15 protein-coding genes are annotated in these 15101 nt (G+C 63.3%); all 15 read right to left on the bottom strand.

Annotated elements, in window-relative coordinates; translation table 11 throughout:
* Window positions 1–18: 18 nt before the first annotated feature.
* On the bottom strand, window positions 19–1383 hold the full coding sequence (locus DUGA2_RS14740; protein ID WP_070269961.1) for a M28 family peptidase: 1365 nt from the start codon (window positions 1381–1383) through the stop codon (window positions 19–21).
* A 122-nt stretch (window positions 1384–1505) separates the two neighbouring features.
* On the bottom strand, window positions 1506–1928 hold the full coding sequence (locus DUGA2_RS14735) for a DUF655 domain-containing protein (RefSeq protein WP_070269959.1): 423 nt from the start codon (window positions 1926–1928) through the stop codon (window positions 1506–1508).
* Between the two features lie 127 nt (window positions 1929–2055).
* Window positions 2056–3003 (bottom strand): D-glycero-beta-D-manno-heptose-7-phosphate kinase, encoded by a 948-nt coding sequence (gene rfaE1 / locus DUGA2_RS14730; protein WP_071658916.1) that lies wholly within the window; start codon window positions 3001–3003, stop codon window positions 2056–2058.
* 9 nt (window positions 3004–3012) lie between these two features.
* Window positions 3013–4380 (bottom strand): UDP-glucose/GDP-mannose dehydrogenase family protein, encoded by a 1368-nt coding sequence (locus DUGA2_RS14725; RefSeq protein WP_070269955.1) that lies wholly within the window; start codon window positions 4378–4380, stop codon window positions 3013–3015.
* Between the two features lie 12 nt (window positions 4381–4392).
* A complete protein-coding gene (lapB, locus tag DUGA2_RS14720; RefSeq protein WP_070269954.1) occupies window positions 4393–5568 on the bottom strand; it encodes a lipopolysaccharide assembly protein LapB in 1176 nt (391 codons plus the stop codon).
* 19 nt (window positions 5569–5587) lie between these two features.
* The gene (locus DUGA2_RS14715; RefSeq protein WP_008446217.1) at window positions 5588–5890 is read right to left on the bottom strand and encodes a lipopolysaccharide assembly LapA domain-containing protein; all 303 of its coding nucleotides are present in this window, start codon (window positions 5888–5890) and stop codon (window positions 5588–5590) included.
* Between the two features lie 79 nt (window positions 5891–5969).
* Window positions 5970–6275 carry an integration host factor subunit beta gene (locus DUGA2_RS14710; protein ID WP_008446215.1) on the bottom strand — a complete coding sequence of 102 codons (306 nt, stop codon included), beginning with the start codon at window positions 6273–6275 and terminating at the stop codon, window positions 5970–5972.
* 10 nt (window positions 6276–6285) lie between these two features.
* A complete protein-coding gene (gene rpsA, locus DUGA2_RS14705; RefSeq protein ID WP_070269952.1) occupies window positions 6286–7965 on the bottom strand; it encodes a 30S ribosomal protein S1 in 1680 nt (559 codons plus the stop codon).
* 105 nt (window positions 7966–8070) lie between these two features.
* Window positions 8071–8739 carry a (d)CMP kinase gene (cmk, locus tag DUGA2_RS14700; protein WP_008446210.1) on the bottom strand — a complete coding sequence of 223 codons (669 nt, stop codon included), beginning with the start codon at window positions 8737–8739 and terminating at the stop codon, window positions 8071–8073.
* A gap of 14 nt (window positions 8740–8753) precedes the next feature.
* Window positions 8754–10067: a 3-phosphoshikimate 1-carboxyvinyltransferase gene (gene aroA, locus DUGA2_RS14695; RefSeq protein WP_070269950.1), complete on the bottom strand. Its 1314-nt coding sequence runs from the start codon at window positions 10065–10067 to the stop codon at window positions 8754–8756.
* Between the two features lie 73 nt (window positions 10068–10140).
* Window positions 10141–11067, bottom strand: a complete 927-nt coding sequence (locus DUGA2_RS14690; protein WP_210402566.1) for a prephenate dehydrogenase/arogenate dehydrogenase family protein — start codon at window positions 11065–11067, stop codon at window positions 10141–10143.
* Between the two features lie 5 nt (window positions 11068–11072).
* Window positions 11073–12182: a histidinol-phosphate transaminase gene (gene hisC, locus DUGA2_RS14685; RefSeq protein ID WP_070269947.1), complete on the bottom strand. Its 1110-nt coding sequence runs from the start codon at window positions 12180–12182 to the stop codon at window positions 11073–11075.
* Window positions 12183–12207: 25 nt separating this feature from the next.
* Window positions 12208–13281: a prephenate dehydratase gene (gene pheA, locus DUGA2_RS14680; protein ID WP_070269945.1), complete on the bottom strand. Its 1074-nt coding sequence runs from the start codon at window positions 13279–13281 to the stop codon at window positions 12208–12210.
* Window positions 13282–13288: 7 nt separating this feature from the next.
* Entirely contained in the window at window positions 13289–14389 is a 1101-nt protein-coding gene (gene serC / locus DUGA2_RS14675; RefSeq protein ID WP_070269943.1) for a 3-phosphoserine/phosphohydroxythreonine transaminase, read from the bottom strand.
* Window positions 14390–14399: 10 nt separating this feature from the next.
* The gene (locus DUGA2_RS14670) at window positions 14400–14990 is read right to left on the bottom strand and encodes a DUF2059 domain-containing protein (RefSeq protein ID WP_070269941.1); all 591 of its coding nucleotides are present in this window, start codon (window positions 14988–14990) and stop codon (window positions 14400–14402) included.
* Window positions 14991–15101 lie beyond the last annotated feature (111 nt).

Below are 15101 nucleotides of genomic sequence, written 5' to 3'. Positions count from 1 at the left end.
GAATGCGCAAGCTGCTGGTTAACGCAGCGGCGTCGGGTAGCTGGCCGGGCTGGCGTTGCCTTCGGTGTCGATGGCTTGGACGCCGAAGTAGTAGTTGTCCTTCGACAGCGGCACCGTGAACTCGGTGGCCTTGCCGACGAACTGGCTGCCCTGCCATTCGGCGGCCGAGGTGTCGCGCCAGACGATGCGGTAGCCCGCCAGGTCCGGCTCGGCGTTGGCTTGCCACACCAGCTCGGTATCGTTCTGCAATTTGGCGGTGCGCACCTGCACCTTGGCCGGCGCGGCCGGCGCCAGCGACAGCGACGACAAGGCCGCCGCGTTCACCCGCGCCACCTGGGCGATGTAGTTGAAATCGTCGTACTGCGGCAGGTCGCCGATCAGCACGCCATTCTCGGTGCGGATGTTCTGGTGCTGGTGGTTGAAGTCTTCCGCCGGCTCGGTGAAGCGCAGGGCCGCATAGCCGCGCTCCAGGAACGGCATGTGGTCGCCGCCGCGCAGGTAGCGGTCGCGGCGCTGGATGACGTTGACCTTGAACTTGGGCACATAACGCTCGCCCGCCTCCTTCACCGCCCGCGCCAGCTGGCGCGACAGCGAATCGTTCTCGCCGCCGGTCTGGATCAGCGTGCGCACGGCGTCGCTGTTTTCCTTTTGCACCGGCAAGCCTTCGGCGAACAAACGCACTTGCGTGTTGTCGACCTTGCCGTGCTCGTCACGCGAGCTGCCGATGATGTCGTTGGTGAACATGCCGGCGATGTTCAGGTTCTTCTGCCTGGCCAGCTCGGCCCAGTGCGCCGCGCCCAGCAAGCCCTGCTCTTCCGCCGCCACCGTCATGAAGACCAGCGTGGCGTCGAATTTGTACTTGGCCATCACGCACGCCATTTCCATCACGGCGGCGGTGCCGGAGGCGTCGTCGTTGGCGCCGGGCGCGTCGCCCTTGGCGTCCATGACGTCGGTGTTGCGCGAGTCGTAGTGGCCGCTGACCACGTACATGCGGTCCACCGAAGCGGCCTGCGTGCCCGGCAGGGTCGCCACCACGTTGACGATCTCGGTCGGACGGCTGATGCGCGCGGAGACCGGCGCGATGTGGCTGTCGAACGCCACTTGCAGGCGTCCGCCCTGGGCCGCGCCGCATCGCTCCAGCTCGCTCTTGATCCAGCGCCGCGCCGCGCCTATGCCTTCGGTTTCGGAGACCGTGTCCGACATCGTGTGGCGCGTGCGGAAGCCGACCAGCTTGTTGATATAGCCCTCGATGCGGACCGGCGAGATGTCCTTGACGATCTGGTCGATCTGGGCCTGGTGACGGCTGGTGTCAGGGCCGGCCGCGATGGCTGGCGCGACGGCCAGCACGCTCAGGGCAGTCAGGATGAGTGGCTTGCAATGCATCGTCTGTCTCCGGTGAAAAGATCTCAATATCTTCGCACGGATCAACGACTATTTTTGACCGGGAAACAAAACACAAACAAAAAACCCGCAGCGGCCGGCTGCGGGTTGGGGGGATGGAGCGCTTACTTGGCTGGCGCGGCGGCCGGCGTCGATGCAGCGGCTGCTTTCTCGGCCTTGGCGGCGGCCTTCGCTGCTGCCTTGTCAGCCTTGGCGGCGGCCTTGTCGGCGCTCTTGTCAGCCTTGGCGGCAGGGGCTGCCGCAGCGGCCGGCGCACCGTCGAGTGGCTTGCCGTTCACAACCAGGCCGGCTTGCGACAGCTTGACGGCGCTTTTGTCGCCGATGCCCTTCACGCGCTTCTCGAAATCCGCCCAATCCTTGAAATCGCCTTTTTTACGCTCTTCCAGGATGGCTTTCGATTTGACCGGGCCGATGCCCTTGACCGAGTCCAGCGCGGCGGCGTCAGCCTTGTTGACGTCGACCTGCGCAAAAGCGAAGCCCATCGTTGCAATCAGTGTCGCAACAGCCAGCAAAATTTTCTTGAACATGTCTCAATCTCCATGGTGGGTGAAAGCAAGGGCGACAACCGCGCCTTGAACACCCTTAACGGCCAGCCTCGACGTCGGTTGACAGATTATCCATGAAGCTTTTATGACATGCATCAGCAGCCGCCCATCAAGCGTCGAACAACTCCTCGCGCGTGACCGTCGCCGTACCGAGCTTGCCGACCACGATGCCGCCGGCGCGGTTGGCCGTCTGCACCGCTTCGTTCCAGCCGACCCCGGCGCCCAGCATGGCGGCCATGGTGGCGATCACCGTGTCGCCGGCGCCGGAGACGTCGAACACCTCGCGCGCCTGCGCAGGCATGTGGAATTGCTCGCCGTCGGTGTACAGCGTCATGCCCTCTTCCGAGCGGGTCAGCAACAGCGCGTCCAGCTTCAGTTCCGCGCGCAGCGCCTGTGCCTTGGCGGTCAGCTGCTCTTCGCTGTTCCAGCTGCCGACGATGCGCTTCATTTCCGATTTGTTCGGCGTCAGCACGGTCGCGCCGGCGTAGCGGGTGAAGTCGTCGCCCTTCGGATCGACCATCACCACCTTGCCGGCGGCGCGCGCCGACGCGATCATGTCCGCCACGTTGACCAGCGAACCCTTGGCGTAGTCCGACAGCACGATCACGTCGTAGTCGGCCAGCAGCGCCTTGAATTGCAGCAGCTTGTCGCGCAGCACGGTATCGGTGGGCGCTTCCTCGAAATCGATGCGCACCATCTGCTGCTGGCGGCCGATCACGCGCAGCTTGATGATGGTCGAGATGGCGTCGTCGCGCTTCAGGTAACTGTGGATGCCGCCGCTTTGCAGCATCTGCTCCACTTCGTTGCCGGCCTCGTCGGCGCCGACCACGCCCAGCAGGCCGGCGCGCGCGCCCAGCGCCGCGGCATTGCGCGCCACGTTGGCCGCGCCGCCCAGCCGCGCTTCGCGCTTCTCGATGCGGACGATGGGCACCGGCGCTTCCGGCGAAATGCGGCTGACGTCGCCGAACCAGTAACGGTCCAGCATCACATCGCCCACCACCAGGATGCGCACTTGATCCAGTGCAGGTGCTTGATAAGTCGTGACGTTAGTGCTCACAGAAACCTCTTAAACGCGGGTCAGGATGGAACGGCCGATGCCGTGGTATTCGAAGCCTGCTTCAGCCATCACTTCCGGCTCGAACAGATTGCGGCCGTCGAAGATGATGGCTTGCTTCAGCGACGACTTGATGCGGTCGAAGTCCGGGCTGCGGAAGGCCTTCCACTCGGTGACGATGACCAGCGCCTCGGCGGCGGCCAGCGTATCCATCGGGCTGGTGGCGAAGCGGATGCGCGCCATTTCTTCGGCGCTCAGGTCCAGCTCCAGCACGCGCTTGGCTTCCGTCATCGCGACCGGATCGTACACCGCCACCGTCGCGCCGCCGTCCAGCAGCTGCTTGATCAGCACGCGGGCCGGGGCTTCGCGCATGTCGTCGGTGTTCGGCTTGAAGGCCAGGCCCCAGACCGCGAAATGCTTGCCGCTCAAATCCTCGCCAAAACGCTTGACCACTTTCTGGCCCAGCACCAGCTTCTGCTTGTCGTTGACCGCTTCCACGGCGCGCAGGATCAGCAAGTCCTGGTCGTACTGGCGCGCGGTGCGCTCCAGCGCCTGCACGTCTTTCGGGAAGCAGGAGCCGCCATAGCCGGCGCCGGCGTACAGGAAGCTGTGGCCGATGCGCGGATCGGAGCCGATGCCGTGGCGTACCGCTTCAATGTCGGCGCCCACCTGGTCGGCCAGGTTGGCCAGCTCGTTCATGAACGAGATGCGGGTCGCCAGCATGGCGTTGGCCGCGTACTTGGTGAACTCGGCCGAGCGCACGTCCATCCAGAAGGTGCGCTCGTGGTTGCGGTTGAACGGCGTGTACAGCTTCTTCATCAGGCCGTGGGCTTTTTCGCCCTCCGGCGTGCTGTCGCAGCCGATGACGATGCGGTCTGGACGCATGAAGTCTTCCACCGCCGCGCCTTCTTTCAGGAACTCGGGATTGGAGACTACGGAGAATGTCGACGCATCGCCGCGCGTGGCCAGCTCGGCCTGCACCGCGGCCTTGACGCGGTCGGCGGTGCCGACTGGCACGGTCGATTTGTCGACGATGACCTTGAACTCGGTCATGTACTTGCCGATGTTTTTGGCGGCGGCCAGCACGTATTGCAGGTCGGCCGAACCGTCCTCATCCGGCGGCGTGCCGACGGCGATGAATTGCAGGCAACCGTGCGCGACCGAAGCGGCGACGTCGGTGGAGAACTGCAGGCGGCCGGCGGCGCGGTTGCGCGCGACCACTTCTTCCAGGCCCGGCTCATGGATAGGGATGCCGCCGTTGTTGAGCAGGTCGATTTTCTTCTGGTCGACGTCGAGGCAGAAAACGTCGTTGCCCAGTTCGGCGAGGCAAGCGCCGGTGACGAGGCCTACATAGCCGGTGCCGATGATGGTGATTTTCATGTTGGTGCTCTTTTAATTCATGACGTTGAGTTCTTCGGTGCGGCGCGGCGGGTAAGTCTCCCAGCGGCTGCATCCCGGGCACTGCCAGTAGAACTGACGGGCCTTGAAACCACAATGGCTGCATTGATAGCGTGCCAGCTTCTGCGTATAACCGTGTACCAGGTTCTTGACCATCGACAGTTCCGGCACCAGGTTGGCCGGCGCGTCCATCAGGCGCGCCTCCAGCAATTTGTCCAGGCCCAGCAGGGTCGGCGTGCGGCGCAGCTCATTGCTGACCAGCTGCTTGGCGGCGTCGACGCCGTCCAGCTCCAGCACCGCCTTGTACACCACTTCGATCAGGTCGATCGACGAAGCCTGTTCCAGATAGGATTTCAGCAGGTTGACGCCTTCCTGCGGACGGCCGACCTTGCGGTAGGCATCCATCATGCGTTGCGCCACCAGCGCCGTATGCGGCACGCTGATCTGCTCGACGCGGCGCCAGGTCAGCAGCGCGCCTTCGACATCGCCCTGCGCCAGCTGGGCGTCGCCGCTCAGCATGGTGGCGCGCACGTTGACGCGGTCGGCGTGCAGCGACTTGTCCAGCAGCGGCAGCGCCTGCTCCGGATGCATGTGCACCAGCGCGTCCTGCGCCAGCTCGCAATAGAACTGCGCGATTTCCTTCTGGCGCGAACCGGCGCCCGATTCCTGCAGGCCGATCGCCGCCTCGATGGCGCGCGGCCACTCCTTCTCGCGCTGGAAGATTTCCAGCAGCGCGCGGCGGGCCTGCACGGCGTACTGGCCGCTGAGCATGGCGTTGAAGGTTTCCTCGGCGCGGTCCAACAGGCCGGCCTTCAGGTAGTCCATGCCCAGCTCGTACTGCGCGTGTTCCTTCTGCTCCTGCGGCAGGTCGGGACGCGACAGCAGGTTCTGGTGCACGCGGATGGCGCGCTCGGTCTCGCCCCGGCGGCGGAACAGATTCCCCAGCGCGAAGTGCATGTCGGCCGTTTCCGGGTCCATGCGGACGATCTCGATGAAGGCGTCGATGGCCTTGTCCGGCTGCTCGTTGAGCAGGAAGTTCAAGCCCTTGAAGTAACCGCGCGGCAGCGTGCGCGATTCCGACACCAGTTGACGTATGTCGACGCGCGCGGCGACCCACCCCAGTCCGAAGAAGACCGGGATACCCAATAACCACCAAAGTTCGAATTCCATGCCGGTTTTTTTTATTTAATTATTGTGTGTTGACGCTGTCCGGCTGCGGCTGGGCGTTGGCCTGCAGCGCGGTCGATTGCAGCGTGGTGATCGTGGTTTTGTGCTGGTTGGTTTCGCGGCGGTGGCGGAACACGGTCGGCGTCAGCGCGAGTACGCCCAGGAAGGCGCCGGCGACGAAGAAGCCCAGCAGCATCAGGACCAATGGTCCGTGCAGATCATAGTGAAGGAAGAAATGCAGATCGACTTCCTGCGTGTTCTTCAGGGCAAAGCCAAAAAACAGGACGAAAAGAACGAATCCAATAATCGTGGATATGAATTTCATTAGCCAGGTTTCCTGTTCAGTATTTCTAAAAAAAAGCGGCATCCGTAGACGCCGCTTTTATTTTAACTCATCAGACGCTTCAGTCCTCAATGATCGGTTGCCCGACCATCGCGTCAACCCGCTCGCGCAATTGCTTGCCCGGCTTGAAGTGAGGCACCCGTTTTTCGGGCACCATCACTTTGTCGCCCGACTTCGGATTACGTCCGATACGCGGCGGCCGGCTATTCAGAGCAAAGCTGCCAAAACCGCGGATCTCGATGCGCTGACCGGTCGCCAGGGCGTTGGTCATCGCATCCAGTATGGTCTTGACGGCATACTCCGCATCTTTGGCCACCAGCTGAGAATAACGCTCAGCCAGGCGGTTGATCAACTCGGACTTAGTCATCGACTAGTTCTTAGTTCTTGTTATCGAACTTGGCTTTCAACAGCGCGCCCAGGCTGGTGGTGCCCGAAGCTGCGTTGTTGTCGGTCGACGCCATCTTCTGCATGGCTTCTGCAGTTTCAGCGCTGTCTTTAGCTTTGATCGACAGTTGGATCGAACGTGCTTTGCGGTCGATGTTGATCACCAGAGCTTCGACGGAATCGCCGACTTTCAGGTGGGTGCCAGCATCTTCCACGCGGTCACGCGAGATTTCCGACGCGCGCAGGTAGCCTTCAACTTCTTCGGACAGCTGGATCACTGCGCCTTTAGGCTCAACCGATTTAACGGTACCAGTTACCAGTGCGCCTTTGTCGTTCATGGCTGCGAAGTTGTTGAATGGGTCGCCTTCCAGTTGCTTGACGCCCAGGGAAACGCGCTCGCGCTCAACGTCGATGGCCAGAACGATGGCTTCCAGTTCGTCACCTTTCTTGAAGCGACGCACGGCTTCTTCGCCGGTTTCGGTCCAGGACAGGTCGGACAGGTGCACCAGGCCGTCGATGTTGCCGGCCAGGCCGATGAACACGCCGAAGTCGGTGATCGACTTGATCGCGCCACGGACTTTATCGCCCTTCTTGTGGGTCACGCCGAAGTCATCCCATGGATTTGCTTTGCACTGTTTCATGCCCAGCGAAATACGGCGACGCTCTTCGTCGATTTCCAGAACCATCACTTCAACTTCGTCGCCCAGCTGGACAACTTTGTTTGGAGCGACGTTTTTGTTGGTCCAGTCCATTTCGGAAACGTGAACCAGGCCTTCGATGCCTTGTTCAACTTCAACGAACGCGCCGTAGTCGGTCAGGTTCGTGACTTTACCGAACAGGCGGGTGCCTTGTGGGTAACGACGGGACAGACCGGTCCAAGGATCGTCGCCCAGTTGCTTCACGCCCAGGGACACACGGTTCTTCTCTTGATCGTACTTCAGTACTTTCGCGGTGATTTCCTGGCCAACGGTCAGCACTTCCGATGGGTGACGCACACGACGCCATGCCAGGTCGGTGATGTGCAGCAGGCCGTCGATACCGCCCAGATCCACGAACGCGCCGTAGTCGGTGATGTTCTTGACGACGCCGGTAACAACCGTGCCTTCTTTCAGCGTTTCCATCAGTTTCTGACGCTCTTCGCCCATCGAAGCTTCGATGACGGCGCGGCGGGACAGAACGACGTTGTTACGCTTGCGGTCCAGTTTGATCACTTTGAATTCGAGGGTCTTGCCTTCGAATGGGGTGGTGTCTTTCACTGGACGGGTGTCGACCAGGGAGCCCGGCAGGAACGCGCGGATGCCGTTGGTCAGAACGGTCAGGCCGCCCTTGACTTTACCATTGACGGTACCGACGACGATTTCGCCCGATTCCATGGCTTTTTCCAGTGCCAGCCACGAAGCCAGACGCTTGGCTTTGTCGCGCGACAGGATGGTGTCGCCGAAACCGTTTTCCAGCGATTCGATCGCCACGGAAACGAAGTCGCCTACTTTGACTTCCAGTTCGCCGTGGTCGTTCTTGAATTCTTCAACAGGGATGAATGCTTCCGATTTCAGGCCGGCGTTGACGATCACGAAGTTGTGATCCAGACGAACGACTTCAGCCGAGATCACTTCGCCCGAACGCATGTCTTGACGCGACAGGGACTCTTCGAAGAGGGCTGCAAAACTTTCCATATTAGACATTGTAACTTCCAGGTAGCCAACAAGGCTCGCGATATGCGACTTCAGTTGGGTTGAGGTTAATAAACGCCGCAGTCCTCAGAGCGACCGCGACACGTGCTATTTACCGATGGCCGCATACCACTGCAACACCTGGTCGACCGCTTCATCAGCCGTCATTTCCGAGGTGTCGAGCACATGCGCCCCCTCTGCGGGGACCAGCGGCGCGATGGCCCGGTTTGTATCCCGGTCGTCACGCGCCTGCAAATCCATCAGTAGGTCTTCCATATTAGCAGAAAACCCCTTGCCAATCAATTGCTTATATCGGCGCTCCGCCCGGGCCGCCACACTGGCGGTCAAAAACACCTTCAAAGGCGCGTGCGGGAAGATCACCGAGCCCATGTCGCGGCCGTCCGCGACCACGCCCGGCGCCTTGCGGAAGCCCAGCTGCAGCCCCACCAGCGCGTGGCGCACGGAGGGAAATGTTGCAATTTTTGAAGCGGTGTTGCCGACCTCTTCCGCCCGGATGGCGTCGGTGACGTTTTCATGCGACAAGATGATGTCGCCGCCCTGGAAGCTGCACTGCAGGTGCTCGGCCAGCTTGGCCAGCGCATGCTCGTCGGCCAGGTCGGTGCCGCGGCGCAGGGCCGACAGCGCCGTCAACCGGTACAGGGCGCCGGAATCCAGGTAATGGAAGCCGAGCTTATCGGCAACGCGATGTGCGACCGTGCCCTTGCCGGATGCGGTAGGGCCGTCGATGGTGATGACTGGAATTGCGGAAGTTGCCATTTGTTTTACTTTGCTTATTTTGCTATCGCTGCAAACGCAGCGAAGTACTCGGGGAAGGTCTTGCCCACGCACTTGGGATCGTTGATGCGCATGACGTTGCCCTTGCGGGCGGCGCCGTCCAGCGACACCAGCGAGAAGCACATCGCCATGCGGTGGTCGTCATAGGTATCGATGGTAGCAGGCGTGATGACGGCCGGCGGCGTAACCTTGATGTAGTCGGCGCCCTCCTCCACGATGGCGCCCACCTTGCGCAGCTCGGTCGCCATGGCGGCGATGCGGTCGGTTTCCTTGACGCGCCAGCTGGCGATGTTGCGCAGCGTGCTGGTGCCGTCGGCGTACAGCGCGGCGATGGCGATGGTCATGGCGGCGTCGGGGATGTGGTTGAAGTCGGCGTCGATGGCTTTCAATACGCCGTTCGACCTGGCCTCGATCCAGTTGTCGCCCATGGTGATCTGCACACCCATCTGCTCCAGCGCGGCGGCGAAGCGCACATCGCCCTGGATGCTGTCCTTGCCCACGCCCTCGACGCGCACCGGGCCGCCGGCAATCGCGCCGGCCGCCAGGAAGTAGGAGGCCGACGAAGCGTCGCCCTCGACGTGGATGGTGCCCGGCGACTGGTAGACCTGGCCGGGTTCGATGGTGAAGGACTCCCAGCCGTCCTGGCCGACCGTGACGCCAAAGCGGCGTATCAGGTTCAGCGTGATTTCGATGTAGGGCTTGGAGATCAGCTCGCCGACGACGTCGATGGCGATCGCATGTTCGCGCGCCATCAGCGGCGCCACCATCAGCAGCGCGGTCAGGAACTGGCTCGACACATCGCCGCGCACCGACAGGCGCTGCGCGTGGATCTTGCCCTGCTTGATGTGCAGCGGCGGGAAGCCGGGGTTGCCGGTGTATTCGACGTTGGTGCCGGCGGCGTTGAGCGCGTCGACCAGGTCGCCGATCGGGCGTTCGTGCATGCGCGGCACGCCATGCAGCGTGTAGTCGCCGCCGATGACGGCCAGCGCGGCGGTCAGCGGACGGATCGCGGTGCCGGCATTGCCCATGAAGAGGTCGGCCGATTTATTCGGCAGCACGCCGGCCACGCCCTTGACGTGGTGGATGGTGCCGGTGGCGGTTTTCTCCTCGGTCCACTGCACGCCCAGCGAGCGCAAGGCAGCCAGCATCACGGCCGTGTCGTCCGAGGCCAGCAGGTCGACGATGGCGACGTCGCCCTGCGACAGCGCGGACAACAGCAGGATGCGGTTGGAGATGGATTTCGAGCCCGGCAGGCGCACGGCGCCCTGCACATGGGCGACGGGTTGGAGATCGATAAATTCGTGGTTCATGCTGTTCCGTTCTAAAGTATGCGGCGCCCGCAAAACCCGCACTGCGCGGCGGCCGGGGTCTGCCCCCAGGGGGTCAGACCCCTTGGTTTGCGGGGTCCGGCGGCGCCTCGGCCGCCTCGATCGCTGTAATCCACTGGTGGCGGGCGCGCTGGGCGTTGTTGTACACGCTCTCCAGCCCTGCCCCGTCGCCGGCGGCGAGACGGGCGCGCAGACCCGTCAATTGTGCCAGATAGGAATCCAGCTCCGTCAACAATGCCGACTGGTTGGCCAGGCTGATGTCGCGCCACATTTCGGGCGACGATCCGGCGATCCTTGTGAAATCGCGGAAGCCGCTGGCCGCATACTGGAACAGTAAATCTGCATGCGGTTTGTTCGCGATGTCGTCCACCAGGGCATACGCCAGCAAATGCGGCAGATGGCTCACGGCGGCAAACACCTTGTCATGTTCTTGCGGCGTCAAGCGATGAATGATCGCATCGCAGGCACGCCAGGCGGCGGCCACGCGCTCCACGTCGGCCTCCGCGTTTTCATCCAATGCCGTCAGCACCACCTTCTTGCCGACGTACAGATCGTCGATGGCCGCCTCGGGACCGTTGGTCTCGCGGCCGGCAATCGGATGGCCCGGCACGAACTGGGCGATCTTGCCGCCCAGCGCGCGCCGCGCCGACGCCACCACGTCGGACTTGGTGCTGCCTGCATCGGTGACGACGGTGCCCGGCTGCAGGTGGGGCGCTATCGCCGCCAGGATAGGCTCGGTCTGTGCCACCGGCGCCGCCAGCAGCACCAGGTCGGCGCCTTCCAGCGCCTCGGCCATCGTGCAGCCGCCGCCCGCATCGGCCACGCCGATCACGTCGATGATGCCCAGCTCCTGCGCGCGCTTCAGCGAGGCGGCGGAGCGCCCCATGCCGACCACGCTGCCGACGGCGCCGGCCTTCTTCAGCGACCGCGCGAACGATCCGCCGATCAGGCCCACGCCAAAGATGACGACCTTGTTCAGCATGGGCATTACTGCGCCAGCGCCTTGGTCAGCGCCGCGATCAGCACCGCGTTTTCCTGCGGCAGGCCGATGGAGATGCGCAGCCATTCCGGCAAGCCGTAGTTGCCGACCGGGCGCACGATCACGCCCTGCTTCAACAGCGCCAGGTTGACGCGCGCGCCGGCGGCCAGGTCATTGCCGACCTTGACCAGCACGAAGTTGCCGTAGGACGGCACGTACTGAAGGCCCAGCTTGTCGAACGCCTCGGTGAACTGCTGGTAGCCGGCGGCGTTGTTGGTGGCGCTCTGCTTCAGGAAAGCCTTGTCGTTCAGCGCAGCGATGGCCGCGGCCTGCGCCATCGAGTTGACGTTGAACGGCTGGCGGATGCGGTTCATCAGGTCCGTCAGCGCCGGCTGGGCGATGCCGAAGCCCACGCGCAAACCGGCCAGGCCGTAAGCCTTGGAGAAGGTGCGCGACACCAGCAGGTTCGGGTACTTCTTCACCCATTCCGCCGATTCGAACTGGTTTTCCTCGGCCAGGAATTCGTTGTAGGCCTCGTCCAGCACGACGACCACGCCAGCAGGCACCTTGTCCAGGAAGGCCTGGATGTCGGCGGCCGGGATGAAGGTGCCGGTCGGGTTGTTCGGGTTGGCGATGAAGACCAGGCGGGTGTCTTCCTGGATCGCGGCCAGCATGGCCGGCAGGTCATGGCCGTAGTCCTTGGCCGGCACCACGATGTGGCGCGCGCCGACGCCCTGGGTCGCCAGCGCGTACACGGCGAACGAGTACTGCGAATACACCACCGACTGGCCGCGCTCGACGAAGGCGTGGGCGGCGATTTCCAGGATGTCGTTGCTGCCGTTGCCCAGCGTGATCCACTCGGCCGGCACGTCGTAGCGCTTGGACAGCGCGCCCTTCAGGTCGAAACCGTTGGCGTCCGGGTAGCGGCCCAGGTCCGCCGCGGCGGCGGTCATCGCCTGCACTGCCGACGGCGGCACGCCGAACGGGTTCTCGTTCGACGCCAGTTTGACGATAGCCTCTTCATCGAGGCCGAATTCGCGCGCGACTTCCGCAATCGGTTTGCCGGCTTGGTAAGGAGCGATAGCGCGGACGTATTCCGGGCCGTAGTTCTTGGACATGGTCTCTCTCTATTGAAGTTACGAATCAGGTCAGGCTCACCGGGTAGGACCCCAGTACCTTGAAAAAGGCTGCATTGCCTTGCAGTTCATCGAGCGCCTTGGTCACGGATTCGTCATGCACATGACCTTCGACGTCGACGTAGAAGTAGTATTCCCAGGTGCCGGTGCGGGCCGGGCGCGATTCGAAGCGCGTCATCGACACGTTGTGGCGGGCCAGCGAACCAAGCAGGCGGTAGATGGAACCGGCCTTGTGCGGCGCGGCCAGCGCCAGCGAGGTGCGGTCCTTGCCCGACGGGCCGGCCTGCAGGTGGCCGATCACGGCGAAGCGCGTGCGGTTGTGCGGGTCGTCCTGGATATTGGCCTTGACCGTGCCCAGGCTGTAGCGCACGCCCGCGCGCTCGCCGGCGATCGCGGCGATGGCGTGGTCGTCGCGCGCCATGCGCGCCGCTTCGGCGTTGGACGACACGGCGCGGCGTTCGATTTCCGGGTAGTTGTTGTTCAACCAGATCTGGCACTGCGCCAGCGCCTGCGCGTGGGCGCAGATGGCGGTGACGCCGTCCATATTGCCGGTGCCCGTCAGCAGGCTGTGGCGCACGGCGATGGAGACCTCGCCGCTGATGGTGAGCGGCGTATGCAGCAGCAGGTCCAGCGTGCGGCCGATGGCGCCTTCGGTCGAGTTCTCGACCGGCACCACGCCGAATTCGGCGGTGCCGGCTTCGGTGGCGCGGAACACTTCATCGATCGACGAGCAAGGCAGCACGTCGACGGCGGTGCCGAACTGCTGGTACACGGCCTGCTCGCTGTAGGTGCCGGCCGGGCCGAGGAAGGCGATGGTGACGCGCTTTTCCAGCGAACGGCAGGCGGACATGATCTCGCGCCAGATGGTCTGCAGCTCGACGTTGCCCATCGGGCCGGGATTGCGGTCGGCCACGCCGCGCAGCACCTGGGCTTCGCGTTCGGGACGGAACACCGGGGCGTTGGTTTCGGCCTTGACCTGGCCGACTTGCTGCGCCACTTTGGCGCGCTGGTTCAACAGGTCGAGGATCTGCGCATCGATGGCGTCGATCTGCTCGCGCAGGGGTGTCAGTTTGTCGTTCATGATGGGTTTATTTTCCGGCGCCCGCACTGGAGGCGAATTCGTTCAAGTAGTCTACGAGCGCTTGCACGCCCTCGATAGGCATCGCGTTATAGATCGATGCGCGCATACCGCCGACGGACTTGTGGCCCTTCAGTTGCAGCAGGCCGCGCGCTTTGGCGCCGGCCAGGAATGCTTCGTTCTTGCTTTCGTCCTTCAGGTAGAAGGGAACGTTCATGCGCGAGCGGTTGGATTTCGCTACGCGGGTTTCATAAAAATCGCTGGCGTCGAGCGCGTCGTACAGCAGCTTGGCCTTGGCGATGGCGCGGCGCTCCATCTCGGCCACGCCGCCCTGCTGCTTCAGCCACTGGAACACCAGGCCGGCGATGTAGATGCCGTAGGTGGGCGGCGTGTTGTACATCGACTCGTTGTCGGCCACCAGCTTGAAATCGAACGCCGACGGGCAGGCCGGCAGCGCCTTGCCCAGCAGGTCTTCGCGCACGATGACGATGGTGACGCCGGCCGGGCCGATGTTCTTCTGCGCGCCGGCGAAGATCAAACCGTACTTCGAGACGTCGATGCGGCGCGACAGGATGTGCGAGGACATGTCGGCCACCAGCAGCACGCCGTCCCCGGATGCGGGAACGCCGGCATCGAAGTCGTACTCGACGCCGTCGATGGTCTCGTTGGTGCACATGTGCAGGTAGGCGGCGCCGGGCGTGAGCTTCCACTCCGATTGCGGCGGCACCGACGTCGCCGACGAGGCGGCGACGTTCACGTTGGCGTACTTGGCGGCTTCCTTGATGGACTTGGCCGACCACGAGCCGGTATGAATAAAATCGATGGTCGCTGGCTGCGGCTTGTGGCCGACGAGGTTCAGCGGGACCAGGGCGTTCTGCGACAGTCCGCCGCCCTGCATGAACAAGATCTTGTAATTGTCCGGTACTGCCAGCAGCTCGCGCAGGTCGCGCTCGGCCGCCTTGTAAATCGAAATAAACTCCGGCCCGCGGTGGCTCATCTCCATGACGGACATGCCGCTGCCATGCCAGTCCAGCATTTCGGCAGCGGCTTGCGCCAGCACTTCCTTCGGCAATACGGCGGGGCCGGCGGAGAAGTTGTAGATATGAGTCACGTTGCGGTCCTTATTTTTTGGCGGGTTGTTTCGGCTTCTGCTTTTGTTCCTGCTCCAGCGCCTGCGCCTGCTGGCGCTGCTCCTGCTGCTGCTGCATCAGCGGGCCAAGGCGGCGCATAGCGATCGCCTGGCCGATCTGCATGCTCTCGGCAGTCAGCTTGGGCATGGTGGCCAGCATCTTGGCGCCCACCGGCGAGCGGTAGAAGGCGGCGATCTGCTTCAGTTCATCGGCGTTGTAGGTGCGGGCGTACAGCGGCACCGACTCGGCGAGGATCTCCTCGATCATGGCCGGATCGTTGATGGCGCTCTGCAAGGTGCTGATGGCGGGCGGCAGTTCGGCTTCCATCTTGGCCATCGCCTGCTTCTTCTGCTCCGGCGTGGTGGTCGGGTTGTTCTTGATCGCCGCCTCGGCGCCGGCGCGCATCGACGTGCCGATGTTCTGCGACATCTGCTGCATCACGCCGGTCATCACCGAGCGCAGGTTCATCGCGTCGAACAACTCTTGGGCGGCGGCGGTGGAGGCGGCGTCGGCCTGCGCATAGACGGGAGCGGCGCCGATCAGGGCCAGAGAAGTTACCAGCGTTGCCAGGATTTTTTTCATTTTACGGTCTCAAGAAATAAAAATGGGGCCAGTCCTATTGTCGCATTTATCCGCGCAATAAACCTGACCCCGCTGGCCCCGGACTTGCGTCCGGGGCGGTATCTGCTATGA

It is taken from the genome of Duganella sp. HH101 (assembly GCF_001758795.1).
GTDB lineage: Bacteria > Pseudomonadota > Gammaproteobacteria > Burkholderiales > Burkholderiaceae_D > Rugamonas > Rugamonas rivuli.
This window is presented reverse-complemented; position numbering and strand designations above follow the sequence as displayed.

What these genes read in the sequence shown, in the direction of transcription:
- DUGA2_RS14740 (WP_070269961.1), bottom strand. Translation starts at nt 1,383, where the DNA reads ATGCATTGCAAGCCACTCATCCTGACTGCCCTGAGCGTGCTGGCCGTC.
- DUGA2_RS14735 (WP_070269959.1), bottom strand. Translation starts at nt 1,928, where the DNA reads ATGTTCAAGAAAATTTTGCTGGCTGTTGCGACACTGATTGCAACGATG.
- DUGA2_RS14725 (WP_070269955.1), bottom strand. Translation starts at nt 4,380, where the DNA reads ATGAAAATCACCATCATCGGCACCGGCTATGTAGGCCTCGTCACCGGC.
- lapB (WP_070269954.1), bottom strand. Translation starts at nt 5,568, where the DNA reads ATGGAATTCGAACTTTGGTGGTTATTGGGTATCCCGGTCTTCTTCGGA.
- DUGA2_RS14715 (WP_008446217.1), bottom strand. Translation starts at nt 5,890, where the DNA reads ATGAAATTCATATCCACGATTATTGGATTCGTTCTTTTCGTCCTGTTT.
- DUGA2_RS14710 (WP_008446215.1), bottom strand. Translation starts at nt 6,275, where the DNA reads ATGACTAAGTCCGAGTTGATCAACCGCCTGGCTGAGCGTTATTCTCAG.
- rpsA (WP_070269952.1), bottom strand. Translation starts at nt 7,965, where the DNA reads ATGGAAAGTTTTGCAGCCCTCTTCGAAGAGTCCCTGTCGCGTCAAGAC.
- cmk (WP_008446210.1), bottom strand. Translation starts at nt 8,739, where the DNA reads ATGGCAACTTCCGCAATTCCAGTCATCACCATCGACGGCCCTACCGCA.
- aroA (WP_070269950.1), bottom strand. Translation starts at nt 10,067, where the DNA reads ATGAACCACGAATTTATCGATCTCCAACCCGTCGCCCATGTGCAGGGC.
- DUGA2_RS14690 (WP_210402566.1), bottom strand. Translation starts at nt 11,067, where the DNA reads ATGCTGAACAAGGTCGTCATCTTTGGCGTGGGCCTGATCGGCGGATCG.
- hisC (WP_070269947.1), bottom strand. Translation starts at nt 12,182, where the DNA reads ATGTCCAAGAACTACGGCCCGGAATACGTCCGCGCTATCGCTCCTTAC.
- pheA (WP_070269945.1), bottom strand. Translation starts at nt 13,281, where the DNA reads ATGAACGACAAACTGACACCCCTGCGCGAGCAGATCGACGCCATCGAT.
- DUGA2_RS14670 (WP_070269941.1), bottom strand. Translation starts at nt 14,990, where the DNA reads ATGAAAAAAATCCTGGCAACGCTGGTAACTTCTCTGGCCCTGATCGGC.